The organism is Hoeflea sp. TYP-13 (assembly GCF_040932035.1).
Classification (GTDB): Bacteria; Pseudomonadota; Alphaproteobacteria; order Rhizobiales; family Rhizobiaceae; genus Hoeflea_A.
On record NZ_JBFRBB010000006.1, the window covers coordinates 133,841 to 150,602 of the forward strand.

Sequence of the window (16,762 nt, forward strand, 5' to 3'; positions counted from 1 at the left end):
CGGTTATTGGCGTGTGATCCGCAAGATAACGCCATCGGGTTCATCTGTCAGGACGAGAAGCGATCCGTCGGGCGCGGCTTTCACATCCCGCATACGGCCATATTCGCCCTGCAGCAACCTTTCCTCGCCGACAATTTCACCTGACGCATTGCGGTCAAGGCGCACCAGCATCCGGTCTTTCAGTGCCGTGACGAGAAAATCGCCGTCCCACTCGGGAAACATTTCACCGCGATAGACCGCCATGCCGCCCGGGGCGATAGACGGATCCCAGTAAAATAGGGGCTGTTCATAGCCGGCTGCCTTTGTTCCCACGCCAATCTTTGCGCCGGAATAATGACGGCCGTACGAAATAACCGGCCAGCCATAGTTCTTAGCCGGCTCAGGCTGATTGATTTCGTCGCCGCCACGTGCGCCATGTTCAACGGCATACAAGGTGTTTGTTTTCCGGTCGAAGTCGATGCCCTGCGGATTGCGGTGTCCCTTGGACCACAATTCGGGAAGTACCGAGTTGCCGTCCGCATAGGGATTGTCTTTCGGTATTGAGCCGTCGGCGTTGATGCGCAGCACGGCACCGGCATGATCCATCATGTCCTGGGCACGTTTGCCGTTGCCGCGGTCGCCTATCGTGAAAAAGATGCTGCCGTCTTCGGCGATCGCGATGCGCGAGCCAAAATGCTGGCCTCTTCGGGTCTTGCGATCCATGGAGAAGATAACCTCGACATTCTCCAGGCTGGCCTCAAGTCCGTTTCGGACCAGTTTTGCCTTTGCCAGCGCCGTTCCGGTGCCGCCGCGGCCGGGTTCGGAATAGGTGAAGAACACGGTTCCGCTTTCTTCGAAGTCATCGGCAAGAGCGACGTCCAGCAGACCGCCCTGTCCGCCGACCGCGATTTTCGGCAATCCACCGACCGGCTTCGAAACTTCGCCGTTCTTGACGAGCCGGAGCCTGCCGGGGCGTTCGGTGACGAGATACGCGCCGTCCGGCAGTACCTCGATACCCCAGGGGTGCTCAAGACCGGAAGCAACGGTTTCGACCTGGATCGCCACCTTTTCCGTTGTATAGGAGCCGGCGGCTATTGCCGGAGCCGGTGCTATCGACAGCGACGTGCACACCGCCGCAACCAGTCTCAATCTACGCATTCATGCCTCGCGTGTTCATTCGTGTCATCGTCCGCGTGAACATAGTGTCTGGTCTGCGAAGTTAAAGGCCGGAGCCGGGCCGTCATGTTTTGCAGTTGGCCGGGGATCGCGTATTTCACTCGTCAGTGCGGCGGCCTGTTGCACACAGGACAGTCCGGAGACCGGGCGGACCTCAAGAGGTTTTGCCTGCGCCACAAGATCGAACAGCATGACGATGCAGGCGGTTACGGCCAGGGCCGTCAGTTTAACCCGCCACCGCGCCCGTTTGGCTTCCCTGTGTACATCCAGGTAGTCGACATCGAGTTCCATATCCGCCCTCCGAACCGTTGCGTTGGTCAGATGGCGCGCCGCTCACTGTAAGCGACCGGTCGTGGGGGGTGACCGTAAAAACAAGCGACGCGCCGTTGCCGGCAAAACCGGTTACACCAAACAAACGTTGGAAGTGGACGGGAGCGCGACCGAAATTGGGCGGCGGTGGACATTTGTCGTGGTTAAATTGTGGCCAACCTTAACGATTGGTAATTAAAGGCGAATTTCTGATCGCGGGGCGTCAGACGACGGTTCAGGCCGGAGGGTTGCCGAACAATCCGGTGAAATTTGTTGGTGCGATCTGCGGGCGCGCGAGGGCAAATCCCTGGACGAGGTCGGCGCCGGCACCCCAGGCAAGCTCGATCTGGAAACTCTTTTCAAGCCCTTCGAGAACGACGGTCGCACCGTCTTGCCGGAACCGGTCCACCGTATCTTTCAAAACAGCATACCCGCTTTGACTATCCATCAGGCGCGCGACCCAGTGCGCATCCAGCTTGATAATATCAGGGCGCACCAGATCCACCCGCCGGGCATCGGAGGATTCAGCGCCATAGTCGTCGACGGCGATCTTGAAGCCGGCCTCTCTTAGGCTGTCGATGAGGTAGACCATGCGGTTCGGCTTTGTGATCTGCTGTTCCGTCATCTCGCAGACAATACGGGAGGGAGAAAACCGGCTGGCCTTCACATCGGTCTTCAGCCGGTTGATCTGGAACGCGATCTGGCGGTTGTCCTGATATAGGCTGGGATTGAAGTTCAGGAATAGCAGGACGTTTTCGGCCGGCTCAAGTGAGGCGTTGACGAGATGAATCTGCCTACACAGCGCATCCACGGATATATGCTGGTTGCCGCCGATGCGTGCAAAGAAATCGGCGGGACTGTACGGCCTGCCGTTCTGAAAGAGACGCAGCAGTCCCTCAATCCCGCGCAGCTTAAGCTGGCCGGCCCGGCTACGGCCGAATATCGGTTGCAGGGCAGTCCTCAAAACGAAGGGACCGAATGAACCGCTGCACGATCCATCCTCCTCCAGCAGAATTCGGCCGCTATCGCTTGCGATGGCCACTATCGGCTCTCCGGAACTGCTGGCTGACTTGCGGGGACTGGAATTTGAAGATCCTGCCTGGCTTGAACTTCACGTCATGATTCGACATAGGATTATACACGATGCAGGAATCCGTCCTGATCTTGTCCATATTTAAGCATGGAGTTATCCGAAATGGCATTTCTTGCCGATGCACTCTCGCGCGTTAAACCCTCCGCAACCATCGCCGTTTCCCAGAAGGCTCGGGAACTGAAAGCCAAAGGCCGCGACATTATCGGGCTTGGTGCCGGCGAGCCGGATTTTGACACGCCGGACAATGTCAAGGACGCTGCAGTCGATGCCATTCGCAGGGGCGAGACGAAGTACACGCCCGTGTCGGGCATTCCTGATCTGCGCAAGGCGATATCCGAAAAGTTCAAGCGTGAAAACGGCCTCGACTACGCACCTGAACAGATCATCGTCGGCACAGGTGGAAAGCAGATTCTGTTCAATGCTCTGATGGCGACGCTTAATGCCGGGGATGAAGTGGTTATCCCTGCTCCCTATTGGGTGAGCTATCCAGAAATGGTGGCGATCTGCGGGGGAACGGCGGTGTTCGCCGAAACCCGGCTTGAGGACCAGTTCAAATTAACCGCCGAGGCGCTGGACGCGGCCATCACGCCGAAAACCAAATGGTTGATCTTCAACTCGCCGTCAAACCCTTCCGGCGCTGCCTACAGTGCGGACGAATTGCGCGCGATTACCGATGTGCTGTTGCGTCACCCGCATGTGTGGATCCTGACAGACGACATGTACGAGCACCTTACCTACGGCGATTTCGAGTTCACGACGCCCGCGCAGATCGAGCCGAAACTCTATGACCGCACGCTGACCATGAATGGTGTGTCGAAGGCCTATGCGATGACCGGCTGGCGCATCGGCTACGCCGGCGGACCGCTCGAGCTCATCAAGGCCATGGACCTGATCCAGGGCCAGCAGACATCTGGGACCAACTCCATCGCGCAGTGGGCAGCCGTCGAGGCGCTCAACGGGCCGCAGGATTTTGTCGTCAAGAACAAGAAGATTTTCGAGGCACGCCGTGACCTTGTCGTTTCCATGCTCAATCAGGCCGCCGGCATATCCTGCCCGACACCGGAAGGTGCGTTCTACGTTTACCCGTCCTGTGCAGGGCTGATCGGCAAGACCGCGCCGTCCGGAAAAACGATCGAGACCGATGAGGATTTCGTGACTGAGCTGCTGGAAACCGAAGGCGTTGCGGTTGTGCACGGGTCGGCCTTTGGGCTGGGGCCGAATTTCCGCATCTCCTATGCCACGTCGGAAGCCCTGCTCGAAGAAGCCTGTCAGCGGATCCAGCGCTTCTGCGCGGCCTGCAAATAGCGCTCACCAGGTGCGGCCGGCGGCTGCGTCTGACCCCGACTAGAGTCCATCTGCCTTAAATTGGTGCGCCCCCTGACCCTGCGCATTTGCATTGATCCGGTTTTTATATAACAATTGAGTTAAATAACTAGCCTGTTAACTTGTGAAGTAAAGCCCGGGAGGTAATAGCATGCCTAAATACGTATTTGCCTATCATGGCGGCAAGAAACCGGAGAGCCCTGAAGAGGGCGCAAAGGTCATGGCTGCATGGAACGCCTGGTTTGAAACGATCGGCGGCGCCATCGTCGACCCCGGCAATCCGGTCTCCGTATCCAAAACCGTGACAGCAGGCGGCGTTGCTGACAATGGCGGGGCTAATCCGCTGTCGGGTTACACAATCGTCAATGCCGATAGTATCGATGCAGCTATCGGAATGGCGAAGGGCTGTCCGATACTGGAAGACGACGGTTCGGTTGAAGTGGCTGAAGCGATGGATATGTGAACCGGTTCTTCCGGCAATCGAGCAATGTCGCTTAACCGTCCGTAAAAAACGAAGATACCTGGCGCCGGCCTGCGGGCCGGCGTCTTTCCATTCGCTGTATCCGGGGCCTTCAGCCAAACACCAGATTGTGAAAAGGGATGAGTTGTGTGCCAACGGTGCCCTTCTATGATCGGCGTCGGGGCAGGAAGGATCTATGCATAAGCGTCTCTGCTCCAAATGGAGGAGATGTTAAGTGGTCCAAATTCTACGCAAGCCGGCCTGGGCAATCAGCGAAAATCAGGCAACTTGTGAAGCCGCATTCTTAAATCGGCGGCAGCTCATCAAAGGTTGGGGGATGGCCGGTGTCGGACTTGCGGCTGCCATGGCGGTGCGGCCGGGCAGGGCATTTGGCGCGGACGATCCGACTGCCGACCTTTATCCGGCGAAGCGCAATGAATCCTATATGATCGACCGCGAACTGACGCCTGAAAAGGTAAATACCCGCTACAATAATTTTTACGAATTCGGTTCGCACAAACAGATCTGGAAAGCCGCGCAGGCACTGCAGACCAGCCCGTGGGATATCCGCGTCGACGGGCTAGTGGAGCAGCCGGTGACCATCGGATTCGAGGATCTCGTTCGCCGCATTCCGCTGGAAGAACGCCTTTACCGGCACCGCTGCGTGGAGGCATGGTCGATGACAGTGCCCTGGACGGGATTCGCGCTGTCGGAACTCGTGGCGCTGGCAAAACCGCTTTCGTCGGCCAAATATGTGCGCTTCGAGACTTTTCTTGATCCGGATGTGGCAACCGGCCAACGACAGAGCTGGTATCCATGGCCCTATGTGGAAGGCATAACGATAGAGGAGGCCGGGAACGATCTGGCATTCATGGTGACCGGTGCCTACGGCCATGCGCTGGACAAGCAGTTCGGCGCGCCGATCAGACTGGCGCTGCCCTGGAAATACGGTTTCAAGTCGATCAAGTCGATCAGCCGCATTTCCTTTACCGACACACGGCCTGTCAGTTTTTGGGAAGAAGTCGGCCCCGATGAGTACGGTTTCTGGGCCAACGTCAATCCGGGCGTTCCACATCCGCGCTGGAGCCAGGCGCAGGAACGCATCCTGCACACCGGAGAAAAAGTGGATACGCTGTTATACAACGGATACGGCGATCAGGTCGCTCATCTTTACAAGGATTTGAAGAGCGAAAAGCTCTTCATGTAACAGGCAAAAAAAACGGGCCTTGAGATTGCTCTCCGGCCCGTAGAATTCAGAAGGTTTGTAAAACGAAACCTCCAGAGGGGAACACAGCCAGCGAAGATGGAACTGGGAGGAGGAGCCCATCAGCGCTCGCTGGCTGATCCTGATATGTTGTTTTGTGCCAAATATTGCAAGGGGAAGGTGTGCATGGCAGCTATGCAGTGGGCGCAGAGCTCAACTTTGAACTGTAATCATTAGGTTTTTTCCGAAAAATACCGCATCCTGTAGACCAAAGTCGGATAAGTTTTTTTTTGCCGATTACGGTGGTGCCCGACACCAATCGTCACCCGGAATTTACACGACTCTCGCGGATTGGCCGCTTTGCGGTTCCGATTCCGGGCATATCGGTGTTGTTGCCGATCACCTCAAGGCATTTCGTTCTGGCGAACTCGGGCAGGGGACAGGCTTTGCGTTTTTCACGATCCAGATGTGCCGCGGTGAGCTCGGTTGTCGCCGACAGCGTATCTTTCTCGGCGTCATACATGTGATGAAGGAACCGAATGGTCTTGTCGGCTACCTCCAGGACAGTCGACCGGCAGACCAGCAGGTTTCCGGCCATAACTTCAGCCCTGTATTTCGTCTTTTGCTCAAGTGCGGCCATGCCGCGGTTTTCACTGCGGAAATATTCGGACGTAAGGCCCAGGGTTGAAAAGAGATGCCATGTCGCTTCGTCGAATATCGCCGTGTACCACTGCACATTCATGTGCCCCATGTGGTCCATCTGATGGGGTCGGACCACGCCGCGATAGGTTTCAATCATTCACATGGTTCTCCCGGAACTCTGGTCTGGGGACTGGTGGGCCGGGTTTCTTTAGTATTTCCAGTTTCGCGCCTTGGAAATCAGGAAATCACGAAAGGCTTTCAGCTTCGCGGAACCGCGTAACTCCTCCGGATAGCAGAAGAAACCCGAAAAGGACGGAACGTCCGCGTCGATGTCGAGTTGAACGAGCCCGGCGTCGTGGCCGACCATGTAGTCGGGCAGCATGGCGATGCCGATGCCTAGCTGGGCTGCGCGCTTGATCGACGGCATGTTGTTGATCTGCAGCAGCGGCGCGCGCGGATTGCTTGCCGACCTGCCGGCAACTTCGAGCCAATTGACGTCGAGAAGATAATTCGGGGCGGGCTCGCCAAATGTGATGATGCGGTGCTGGTCGAAATCGGAGACGTGCTCCGGCTTGCCATAACGGTTGAGATAGGACGGCGATGCGTAGACGTGCATGTGCACGGTGAACAGCTTGCGCTGAATAAGGTCGGGCTGTTGCGGCTGGCGCAGCCGTATGGCGCAGTCGGCGTGCCGCATGGTGACATCGAGCTCTTCATTGTCGAGCAGGAGCTGTACTTCAATGTCAGGATAGAGTTCGGTAAATTCCTGCATCCGATCCGTCAGCCAACCCGATCCGAGACCAACAGTTGTCGTGACCCGCAGCTTGCCGCTGGGGCTGTCGGTCGTTTCGGACAGCCGGACCCGAACGGCCTCGAGTTTCAGCAGCACGTCATGGGCGGTGCGGTAGAGAAGTTCGCCCTGCTCGGTCATGATCAGGCCGCGGGCGTGCCGGTGAAACAGCGGCACGCCGATATCCTGTTCAAGCGCACTGACCTGCCGGGAAATGGCAGATTGGGACAGATGCAGTTTTTCCGCCGCATGGGTAAATGAACCCGCCTCTGCGGCAGCGTGAAATATTCGCAATTTGTCCCAGTCCAGAGGCATTGCGGTTCTCCCCTTAACTCGCTGCGGGCCGCCGTCTGTGCGGCGGTTCCCTGTCCCTACTCGGCGGCGTCCGCCAGCGGTTCGGATTCTGCGAGATATTTCTCGGCTTCAAGAGCGGCCATGCATCCCATGCCGGCTGCCGTTACGGCCTGGCGATATATGTCATCCGTGACATCGCCGGCGGCAAACACGCCATCAACATCAGTCGCCGTCGAATCGGGCGCCGTCCACAGATATCCGTTGGATTTCTGTTTCACCTTGCCCTCGAAAAGCGAAACGGAAGGAGCGTGGCCGATGGCGATGAAGACGCCGTCGGTCGCGTGTTCGGTAATTTCACCGGTCTTGACGTTTTTCAGGCGCACTCCGGTGACCGATGGCGGTGTGGTTGTTTCACCGGTGATCTCATCAAGCTGGCTGTCCCAGATGATGTTGATGTTTTCCTTTGCCATTAGCCGCTTCTGCAGGATTTTTTCTGCACGCAACTCGTCCCTGCGGTGAACCAAAGTCACTTCAGCAGCAAGATTCGACAGGTAAAGTGCCTCTTCCACAGCGGTGTTACCGCCGCCGACGACAACGACATTCTTGCCGCGATAGAAGAATCCGTCGCAGGTGGCGCAGGCAGAAACGCCGAAACCCATGAATGTCTGCTCCGATTCAATGCCAAGCCACCTGGCCTGTGCACCCGTAGCGATGACCAGAGTGTCCGCGGTATATTCCTGACCCGAATCGGTCTTCAGCCGGAATGGCCTGACCTCAAGATCGACCTCGGTGACGAGATCGTTGACAATGTCCGCACCGACATTCTCCGCCTGTTTGAGCATCTGCTCCATCATCCACGGTCCCTGCACGGGTTCGGCATAGCCAGGATAGTTTTCGACGTCCGTCGTGATCATCAACTGGCCGCCTTGCTCCATGCCGGCAATCAGAACCGGTTCTAGCATGGCGCGGGCCGCATAAATTGCCGCTGTGTATCCTGCGGGTCCTGAACCGATGATCAGGACACGTGCATGGCGGATGGTCATGGTTGGTTTTCCCTGTTGCTCCGTGTCGCGCTGGGTCCGTGATAGGCGCTAGCCCACCTGTTGTACAAGGCCCGCAGCTGCATTTGGCCCAATGTACGTAGTCGCACAAGGCAGTTTCAAGGGGAGGTGGCCGATTTCACACAGCTGTCATCCGAGCGCGCGTGCGGGTGGGACTGTATTTTTTGCGTAATATTGACGTGCGGCGAAATATTCTTGCGTATGTACGCAATAACTGTTCAAATTGCGTTACGCTGCACAGGGTTCATGAATCAAAAGGGGAATGTGGCGTCATGCCAGTTCGTGCGGAACTCGACGATATCGACCTTAAAATCCTCCGGGAGCTTCAGGATGACGGGCGAATCACAAATGTGGATTTGTCGGAACGGGTCGGTATTTCCGCCCCGCCCTGTTTGCGGCGGCTGCGCAAGCTGGAGGAGGCGGGGATTATCGAGGGATATCGCGCGCTGCTCAATGCGCCGTCGCTTGGATATGATCTCGTTGCCTTTTGCATGATCGGACTGACACTGCAGTCGGAGGTCAATTTGCGGGCCTTTGCCGAAAAGACGCTGCAATGGCCGATCGTGCGCAAATCATGGATGGTTTCGGGGGAATCGGATTTTCTGCTGCACTGTGTCGCGGCAGATCTTGCCACGTTTCAGGACTTCGTCATCGACGAGCTGACTGCCGCAGACAATGTCGAGACGGTACGCACCATGCTGACGATCCGCCAGGTCAAGAATGAAGGGCCTATCGATCTCAGCCGTGAACCGCCCAGGGTTTAACGGTTCCCCCAAAGCTCCTCATAGACCTCGTGTATGCCGTCAACCTCTCCCTTGATTGCAAAATTCTCGACGGCACGGTTGCGGGCATTGCTGCTTTTGAGCGCCAGTTCCATCGGATTATCCAGCAGACTGCGAGCCGCCGCCGTAAGGTCTTCGGCATCCGGCTTTTCAACGACGACGCCAGCTTTGTTGTCCCCGATGAATGAGGAAAAGAAACCGGCGTCGGTGGCCACGATCGGAACGCCGCTTGCCATTGCTTCGAGCGGCGTCATGCCGTAGCCCTCGTAACGCGGCGCTGCGACCAACAGCGACAGGCCTGCAACGAGACCGGGCAAGTTTGCAGCCGCAACTTCGTCCGTAAAGATAATGCGCTGCGATAATCCTGCCGCTTCAATGCGGCCCTGAAGCTCGGTTTTGAATGGGCGGTGAGCGGCCATGGCCTTGCCGACGATCAGGGCTGTGGCATCGGGGATATCGGGAAGAAGCCTGATCATCGCATCGACAAAGACATCGGTGCCCTTTTCAGGCCGGATGCGTCCTATTGTGGCAATGCCAAGCCTGCCGGGATAACCGGTTTGCCGCCATGCGGTGTCGCGGTCCTGCGGGGGGCGGAACCGGTCGGTGTCAACGCCATGATGGACGACGGCCCTGACATTTGGCACCAGTGCCGCGGCTTCCTGCGTGGTGGCAATGACCGCATCCATGCGGGAAATAAGCCAGCGTGGAAAGAACGAATGGCGACGTTGCGCGGAGGAAGTGAAAACGATGCGCACAGGCAGTCGGAGCACATCGCGCGCCCACAGAGCCGCGCGCATTTCGTTGTTTCTGCGCACGTGCCACAGAACGTGTTTGCGGCCTTCCGCAGGCTGACGCGACAGTTTTAAAGCCTGTCTGAACGAAATTGGCTCCGGGCATTGAGGCAGGATTCCGCCCGCGAGCTGCATTTTATAGCGCTCTGCCTGCTTGCGCACGACAGCGGCCGCCGTGGCCGAAACACCGGTAAAATTCCGGTGCATGTTGGTCACTATCAGTTCGGTGCCGTTGCCCATGGTTTGCAGACTGTCGTCGCGCAGACGCGTCATTGCCCCGGTAGCGCGTGTCACGTTCGATTGAACTTACATCAAAACACGCGCGACCCCGGTGCTCAGCCCCAGCGCACCTCGAGGATTTCGTAGGCTTTTGCACCGCCTGGAGCGTTGACCTCGATGCTGTCTCCGACCTGCTTGCTGATAAGGGCACGCGCAATCGGGGAGGACAGCGAAATACGCCCTTCCTTCACGTCGGCCTCCTGATCGCCGACGATCTGGTAGGTTTTTTCCTCATCGGTGTCTTCATCCACAAGTTTAACGGTAGCGCCGAACTTAATTGTATCGCCTGACATTTTTGCCAGATCGATCACTTCGGCACGGGCCGTCAGGTCCTCAAGCTCGGCAATACGGCCTTCATTGTGGCTCTGTGACTCTTTTGCCGCATGGTATTCGGCGTTTTCCGACAGATCGCCATGCGCACGTGCTTCGGCAATCGCCTCAATGATGCGCGGGCGCTCTTCCTGCTGGCGCCAGCGCAACTCTTCGTTGAGCTTGGTAAAGCCACCTTGGGTCATTGGGACCTTGTCAACCATGTCCTTCTCCATCTTTTTTTGGCGCTTTCGACACCTGGGAGGTGGTGCGAAAGCGCAAAAGAAAACGGCCCCCGGACCTGTTGATCCGGAACCGCTCAATATCTCAATCGCGCAAACATAGCAGCAATTGGGGCAATTTTTCCAGTTTTTTCATCAGGCGGTTAATCAGGGGCTGCGAATGCCCCGACTATGCGCTGTCGGCTGCCGGCCTGGATTTGCCTGCGATCAACGGAACAAGGATGGCGCCGAGCGCACAGGTGGCTAGCAGGTACCACATTGCGCCGCCGTAACCGTCCATGAAGGAGTCCCTGAATATCGGCAGCAACTTGTCCTCAAGACCCGGGGTCAGCTCACCCAGGATTTTCTGAGCCTGGCTAGGATCCGAGAGCACACTGCGCACAAGTTCCTGGTCCTTGGCGCTTAATGTAATATTCTCCTGCGCGATCGAATTCGTAAGGCTTCGCTTGTCCAGTTCCTCGAAAATGAGGCCACCCACCGCCAGACTGACCGAGGAGCCGAAATTCCAGACCGTGTAAAGCATGCCGATGGCAAGCCCGGCGGCGGCTTTCGGGAGTGCTGATGTTGCGGCCATGGCAGATGTAGCCTGCTGAAGCCCCCAGCCAAAGCCAAACAGCCCAAATCCGAACAGGACGAAGAGGACCGGGCTTGCGGGATCAAAAAAGATCTGAACGAAAGCGGCAAGCGCAAGAAACACCTGGCCGGCGACGATAAACCGCATCGGTCCGATGCGGTCAGCCAAACCACCGATCAAGGGCGGAACAATGACAACGAGAGCGGAGATGGGCAGCAGCATCATGCCGGCAATATAGGGTTCTTCGTTGCGGACGGTCTGCAGGTAGAGCGGCGCAAGAAAATTGCCCAGTACAATGAAGCCGCCCAGCGTCAGCGCCATCACGCAGACCGCAAGGTAATGACGGTGTTTGAGAAGATTGAAGTCGACTATCGGCGAAGAAACCCGGCGCTCCACCAGGACAAATGCAACAAGAAACACAACGGCCGCGACGCCACACAAAATAGTGGCTGTTGCGTCCCAGCCCCAATTGTTGCCTTTCATGATGAAAGTCACGAGTGCGCTCATGCCGGGCGTCAGCAGAATAAGCCCGATCCAGTCGACCTTTTCGTCCTTTTGGCGCGGCGTTTCCTCGACGGTGCGCAGGGATATTAGAAACCCGATGATGACAACGGGCACATTGACATAGAACGCCCAACGCCACGACAGCAGCGATACGAACATGCCGCCGAGAAGCGGGCCGATCGCAAGGCCGAATCCGGTGATGCTCATGAAGATTGCAAGCGCCCGGCCTTGCTCCTCTTCAGGAAAATGGTGGGTGGTCAGGGCGGCGCCCAGCGTGACCACCACTGCGCCTGCTATTCCCTGCAAAAACCGGCAACCAATAAGGAATTCGGGGCTTCCGGAGGTTCCCGCCAGGAACGAAGCCAATGCAAAGACGATGACACCGGCGTAAAATACCAGCCGCCGGCCGTATATATCGCCAAGGCGTCCCATGGTGACCATGAAAACGGTCATCATCAGGATGAAGGCGTTCATCACCCATTGCAGATCATCGACAGACGCGTGGAGTTCCCGCTGGATACCGGGCAGGATCGTGTTGACGATGGTGAAATCGATGAAAACGACGAAGCTCAATATGCTGATTCCGGTCAGCGCCAGCCAGCGTTGCGGGGATGCATCTGCCATTGGACCTCCCAAGCCGGACGCGTTCCGGCCGTGCGCGTATTTCATTCCAAGTGGATGGCTGCGGCAACAGCTTAACGCGATCGCATGGGAACCGCCAGAGATTGCAATAGCCGGCTTATTTAGCAACCAGACAAGCGACTACATGTTTCGCGACTTTTGGCGCTTCCGGAAGGTGCTGGTGGAGCTTCTGCGGGCCGATAGAGTTCAGCTCCGGTGTTGCTCATAAGTTGAAGGGCGGAACAACCGGCTGGCAGGTCGCCCGGGGGTGACCTGCGCTCGCATGTAGCAGGAATTACGCTGCGAAATAGTCCTGCAATGGTTTGACTTCGAGATTTCCGGCGGTCAGCGCGGCGATCGCCCTTGCAGCGGCTTTGGCGCCGGACATCGTCGTATAGTAGGGCACTTTCTGCATCAGCGCGGCGCGGCGCAGGGATTTGGAATCCGACATCGCCTTGGCGCCGGCGGTGGTGTTGATGACCAGCTGGACTTCGCGGTTGCGGATCGCATCCTCGACATGCGGACGGCCTTCCAGGACCTTGTTGATCCGGATCGCCTCAATGCCCTTTTCCCGCAGGAAGCGTGCCGTGCCGCCCGTGGCCATGATCTTGAAGCCGCTGTCGCTCAACATCGTGGCGGCAGGCAGAACGCGCTCCTTGTCTTCATCGCGAACCGAGATGAACACCGTGCCGTCGCGCGGGAGTTCAACACCGGCGCCGAGCTGCGACTTGGCAAAGGCGAGGGCATAGTCGGTGTCGAGCCCGATTACTTCGCCGGTCGAGCGCATTTCCGGGCCCAGCAGCGTATCGACACCGGGAAAGCGGGCAAACGGGAAGACGGCTTCCTTCACCGCAATGTGGTTCAAATTTCGCGGGTCCGGCTTGTCGCCATAGGCGCCGATTGCGTCGTCCAGCTTTTCGCCGGCCATGATGCGGGCGGCGATCTTTGCGATCGGCGCGCCGATTGTCTTGGCGACGAACGGAACCGTACGCGACGCTCTCGGGTTGACCTCAAGGACGTAGATGTCCCCGTTCTTGATTGCGTATTGGACATTCATCAGGCCGCCGACATTGAGCGCCCTGGCAAGTTCAGCCGTCTGGCGCTCCAGTTCGTCGACGAGTTCCGGCGTCAGTGAATAGACCGGCAGGGAACAGGCGCTGTCGCCCGAATGGATGCCGGCTTCCTCGATGTGCTCCATGATACCGGAAACAAAGACGCTTTCGCCGTCGCAAAGGCAATCGACGTCGACCTCGATGGCGTTCGTCAGATAGCTGTCGAACAGCAGCGGGTTGGTGCCGAGAAGCGTATTGATCTGTCCGGTCTTGTCATTGGGATAGCGGGCCTTGATGTCTTCCGGCACCAGTTCGGGAACGGTTCCGAGCAGGTAGTTGGAAAGGCCGCTTTCCTCGCGGATAATCTGCATGGCCCGGCCGCCGAGAACGTAAGACGGTCGCACCACCAGCGGAAAGCCGATTTCGGTGGCGACAAGGCGCGCCTGTTCAACCGAATGGGCGATGCCGTTCTTGGGCTGACGCAGGTCGAGCTTTTTGAGCAGTTTCTGGAAACGGTCGCGGTCTTCAGCAAGGTCGATTGCATCGGGATCGGTTCCGAGGATCGGGATGCCAGCCTGTTCGAGCGCATTCGCCAGCTTGAGCGGCGTCTGCCCGCCGAACTGGACGATCACGCCGTGCAGCGTTCCCTTCTGCTGCTCGACCCGCAGGATCTCGAGCACGTCCTCGCCGGTCAGCGGCTCGAAATACAGCCGGTCGGAGGTATCGTAGTCAGTGGACACGGTCTCGGGATTGCAGTTGATCATGATTGATTCATATCCTGCATCTTCCAGCGCAAATGCCGCGTGGCAGCAGCAATAGTCGAATTCGATGCCCTGACCGATACGGTTGGGTCCGCCACCGAGAATCACCACCTTTTTGCGATCCGAAACCTCCGCTTCAGAGCGCAGCGCCCCTGCAAAAGGCACCTCGTAGGTTGAATACATATAGGCGGTCGGTGAGGCGAATTCGGCGGCGCAGGTGTCAATGCGTTTGTACACCGGATGAACATCCAGCGACTGGCGAAGCGCCGTGACCTCGCGCTCGCGCGCGCCAATCAGGCTGGCGAGCCGTGCATCGGAAAATCCCATCGCTTTGAGCATGCGTAAGTTCTCGGCGTCGTCCGGAAGGCCATGCTCGCGGATTTTGTCCTCCATATCGATGATCGCCTTGAGCTGGGCGATGAACCACGGGTCGATCTTGCAGCTTTCGTGAACAGTCTCTTCGCTGGTGCCCAGCCTCAGGGCCTGTGCCACCATACGCAGCCGGTCGGGTGTCGGTGTGCCGAGTGCGGCCTTGATGGCGTTCTTGTCGTCACCTTCTCCAAGGCTGGGAATTTCGATCTCGTCCAGCCCCGTCAGGCCGGTTTCCAGACCGCGCAGTGCCTTTTGCATGGATTCGGCAAAGGTCCTGCCAATGGCCATGACCTCGCCCACCGATTTCATCGACGTCGTCAGCAACGGCTCGGCACCGGGAAATTTTTCGAAGGCGAAACGCGGGATTTTCGTCACGACATAGTCGATGGACGGCTCAAACGAGGCCGGTGTCGCACCGCCGGTTATGTCGTTTTCCAGTTCATCGAGCGTATAGCCGACGGCAAGCTTTGCGGCGACCTTGGCGATCGGAAAGCCGGTTGCCTTGGAAGCCAGTGCCGAGGAGCGCGAAACACGCGGGTTCATTTCAATGACGACCAGCCGGCCATCTTCGGGATTGACCGCGAACTGGACATTGGAGCCGCCGGTTTCGACGCCAATCTCGCGCAGCACCGCAATGGAGGCGTTGCGCATGATCTGGTATTCCTTGTCGGTCAGCGTCAGGGCCGGTGCGACAGTGATCGAATCGCCGGTGTGGACACCCATCGGATCGATGTTTTCGATGGAGCAAATGATGATGCAGTTGTCGGCCTTGTCGCGCACGACCTCCATCTCATATTCCTTCCAGCCGAGCACCGATTCTTCAATCAGCACCTCGGTCGTCGGCGAGGCATCGAGGCCGGATTCGACAATCTCGAAAAACTCCGACCGGTTGAAGGCGATGCCCCCGCCGGTTCCGCCGAGGGTGAAGGACGGCCGGATAATTGCCGGCAGGCCGACGTGATCGAGTGCCTGTGCGGCGACGCCAAGCGCGTGGCCGATATAGCGCTGCTTGCGATCGGTTTCGGCGAGCTGCCACTCGGTTTCCAGCGCATCGAGCGCGGCGTCCAGTTCGCCGTCGTTAAAGCGCGCCTTGAGTTCTTCGCGTTTGGCCTCGTGGGCGTTTCGGTCCTGTTCCTTGACGTCGGTGGCGTTTGCCAGCATTGAGCGCGGCGTCTCAAGACCAATCGCAGCCATTGCCTCGCGGAAGAGCGCACGGTCTTCGGCCTTGTCGATGGCTTCGGGCTTGGCGCCGATCATTTCGACGTTATAGCGCTCAAGCACGCCCATGCGCCGCAGCGAGAGAGCCGTATTGAGTGCCGTCTGGCCGCCCATTGTCGGCAGCAGCGCGTCGGGACGCTCCTTGGCAATGATCTTGGCGACCACTTCGGGCGTGATCGGCTCGACATAGGTCGCATCCGCAAGGCCCGGATCGGTCATGATGGTTGCCGGATTTGAGTTGACCAGGATGACCCGGTAACCCTCTTCCTTCAGCGCCTTGCAGGCCTGTGTGCCGGAGTAGTCGAACTCACAGGCCTGACCGATGACGATCGGCCCGGCGCCGATGATGAGGATCGACTTGATATCATTGCGTTTTGGCATGTCAGTTCATCCAGCAGGCAGGCGTCACGGAAACCCCGGCGAAATGAGGGCTGTGAGCGATGTATTTTTTCAGGCTAAGGCCGCCTTATAGGGTAAAGGCTAATGCAGGGAAACCCCGCGCGGGGCTGTTTTTCATGCCTTTTTGGGGCGGAATGTCATCGCAGGAACCTGCGGCCCCTTAATTGACCGACTGGAGCGGTCAATTTTCGCTTTCGAGCTCGGAGGCATCGTAGGAGTGAACGCCGTTGGCAATGGCATAGCAGGCGAGCGCTACGGACAGCGGAATCTCCACTTCCTTTCCATCCCGCTTACCCTTTTCGTAATATTGGATGACCCTTTTCTTCAGGCCCAGGGCACGGGCGGCGTCTTTTTGGTTCAACCCCAGTGCCTTGCGCCATCGCCTGAAGTCTTCTGGTTTCAATGTTATCCGTCCGTCAGTATTGTTGAAACTACAGCACCAAATTTGTGGCGTTTTATCGTATATATGTGACAGTTATTCTAATGCGCTAGGGTCAGGGTGTCTGCACACTGTTGTGGATATGGTT

The 16,762-nt window shown here is 57.9% G+C and carries 15 protein-coding genes; 4 read left to right on the forward strand and 11 right to left on the reverse strand.

Going from position 1 to position 16,762, the window contains the following annotated elements:
• Window positions 1-3: 3 nt before the first annotated feature.
• From ABVT35_RS26320 to ABVT35_RS26330, 3 genes are all read right to left on the reverse strand, one after another.
• Entirely contained in the window at window positions 4-1,137 is a 1,134-nt protein-coding gene (locus ABVT35_RS26320; protein WP_368470601.1) for a PQQ-dependent sugar dehydrogenase, read from the reverse strand.
• 24 nt (window positions 1,138-1,161) lie between these two features.
• Complete coding sequence (locus ABVT35_RS26325; RefSeq protein ID WP_368470602.1) at window positions 1,162-1,446, reverse strand: hypothetical protein; 285 nt, start codon at window positions 1,444-1,446, stop codon at window positions 1,162-1,164.
• A 253-nt stretch (window positions 1,447-1,699) separates the two neighbouring features.
• Window positions 1,700-2,506: an EAL domain-containing protein gene (locus tag ABVT35_RS26330; protein WP_368470603.1), complete on the reverse strand. Its 807-nt coding sequence runs from the start codon at window positions 2,504-2,506 to the stop codon at window positions 1,700-1,702.
• Between the two features lie 153 nt (window positions 2,507-2,659).
• Here ABVT35_RS26330 and ABVT35_RS26335 point away from each other — a divergent pair, with 153 nt between their 5' ends.
• The 3 genes from ABVT35_RS26335 to msrP all read left to right on the forward strand — a co-directional run bounded on the left by ABVT35_RS26335 (window position 2,660) and on the right by msrP (window position 5,547).
• Window positions 2,660-3,862 carry a pyridoxal phosphate-dependent aminotransferase gene (locus tag ABVT35_RS26335; protein ID WP_368470604.1) on the forward strand — a complete coding sequence of 401 codons (1,203 nt, stop codon included), beginning with the start codon at window positions 2,660-2,662 and terminating at the stop codon, window positions 3,860-3,862.
• Between the two features lie 169 nt (window positions 3,863-4,031).
• Entirely contained in the window at window positions 4,032-4,343 is a 312-nt protein-coding gene (locus ABVT35_RS26340; protein ID WP_368470605.1) for a YciI family protein, read from the forward strand.
• Between the two features lie 232 nt (window positions 4,344-4,575).
• A complete protein-coding gene (msrP, locus tag ABVT35_RS26345; RefSeq protein ID WP_368470606.1) occupies window positions 4,576-5,547 on the forward strand; it encodes a protein-methionine-sulfoxide reductase catalytic subunit MsrP in 972 nt (323 codons plus the stop codon).
• Window positions 5,548-5,866: 319 nt separating this feature from the next.
• On the opposite strand, the gene ABVT35_RS26350 is transcribed toward msrP, so the two are convergent.
• From ABVT35_RS26350 to trxB, 3 genes are read right to left on the reverse strand one after another with little or no spacing between them, the layout of a single operon-like run.
• Entirely contained in the window at window positions 5,867-6,343 is a 477-nt protein-coding gene (locus ABVT35_RS26350) for an acyl-CoA thioesterase (RefSeq protein WP_368470607.1), read from the reverse strand.
• A 51-nt stretch (window positions 6,344-6,394) separates the two neighbouring features.
• The gene (locus ABVT35_RS26355) at window positions 6,395-7,291 is read right to left on the reverse strand and encodes a LysR family transcriptional regulator (protein ID WP_368470608.1); all 897 of its coding nucleotides are present in this window, start codon (window positions 7,289-7,291) and stop codon (window positions 6,395-6,397) included.
• 56 nt (window positions 7,292-7,347) lie between these two features.
• Window positions 7,348-8,313, reverse strand: a complete 966-nt coding sequence (gene trxB, locus ABVT35_RS26360) for a thioredoxin-disulfide reductase (protein WP_368470609.1) — start codon at window positions 8,311-8,313, stop codon at window positions 7,348-7,350.
• A 290-nt stretch (window positions 8,314-8,603) separates the two neighbouring features.
• Here trxB and ABVT35_RS26365 point away from each other — a divergent pair, with 290 nt between their 5' ends.
• The gene (locus ABVT35_RS26365) at window positions 8,604-9,095 is read left to right on the forward strand and encodes an Lrp/AsnC family transcriptional regulator (protein WP_368470610.1); all 492 of its coding nucleotides are present in this window, start codon (window positions 8,604-8,606) and stop codon (window positions 9,093-9,095) included.
• On the opposite strand, the gene ABVT35_RS26370 is transcribed toward ABVT35_RS26365, so the two are convergent.
• From ABVT35_RS26370 to ABVT35_RS26390, 5 genes are all read right to left on the reverse strand, one after another.
• A complete protein-coding gene (locus ABVT35_RS26370) occupies window positions 9,092-10,177 on the reverse strand; it encodes a glycosyltransferase family 4 protein (RefSeq protein WP_368470611.1) in 1,086 nt (361 codons plus the stop codon). The two genes, ABVT35_RS26365 and ABVT35_RS26370, sit on opposite strands and share 4 nt — an antisense overlap.
• A 62-nt stretch (window positions 10,178-10,239) precedes the next feature.
• Window positions 10,240-10,716, reverse strand: a complete 477-nt coding sequence (gene greA, locus ABVT35_RS26375) for a transcription elongation factor GreA (protein ID WP_368470612.1) — start codon at window positions 10,714-10,716, stop codon at window positions 10,240-10,242.
• 187 nt (window positions 10,717-10,903) lie between these two features.
• Complete coding sequence (locus tag ABVT35_RS26380) at window positions 10,904-12,436, reverse strand: MFS transporter (protein ID WP_368470613.1); 1,533 nt, start codon at window positions 12,434-12,436, stop codon at window positions 10,904-10,906.
• A 292-nt stretch (window positions 12,437-12,728) separates the two neighbouring features.
• Complete coding sequence (gene carB, locus ABVT35_RS26385) at window positions 12,729-16,217, reverse strand: carbamoyl-phosphate synthase large subunit (RefSeq protein WP_368470614.1); 3,489 nt, start codon at window positions 16,215-16,217, stop codon at window positions 12,729-12,731.
• 199 nt (window positions 16,218-16,416) lie between these two features.
• Complete coding sequence (locus tag ABVT35_RS26390) at window positions 16,417-16,638, reverse strand: helix-turn-helix domain-containing protein (protein ID WP_368470615.1); 222 nt, start codon at window positions 16,636-16,638, stop codon at window positions 16,417-16,419.
• Window positions 16,639-16,762 lie beyond the last annotated feature (124 nt).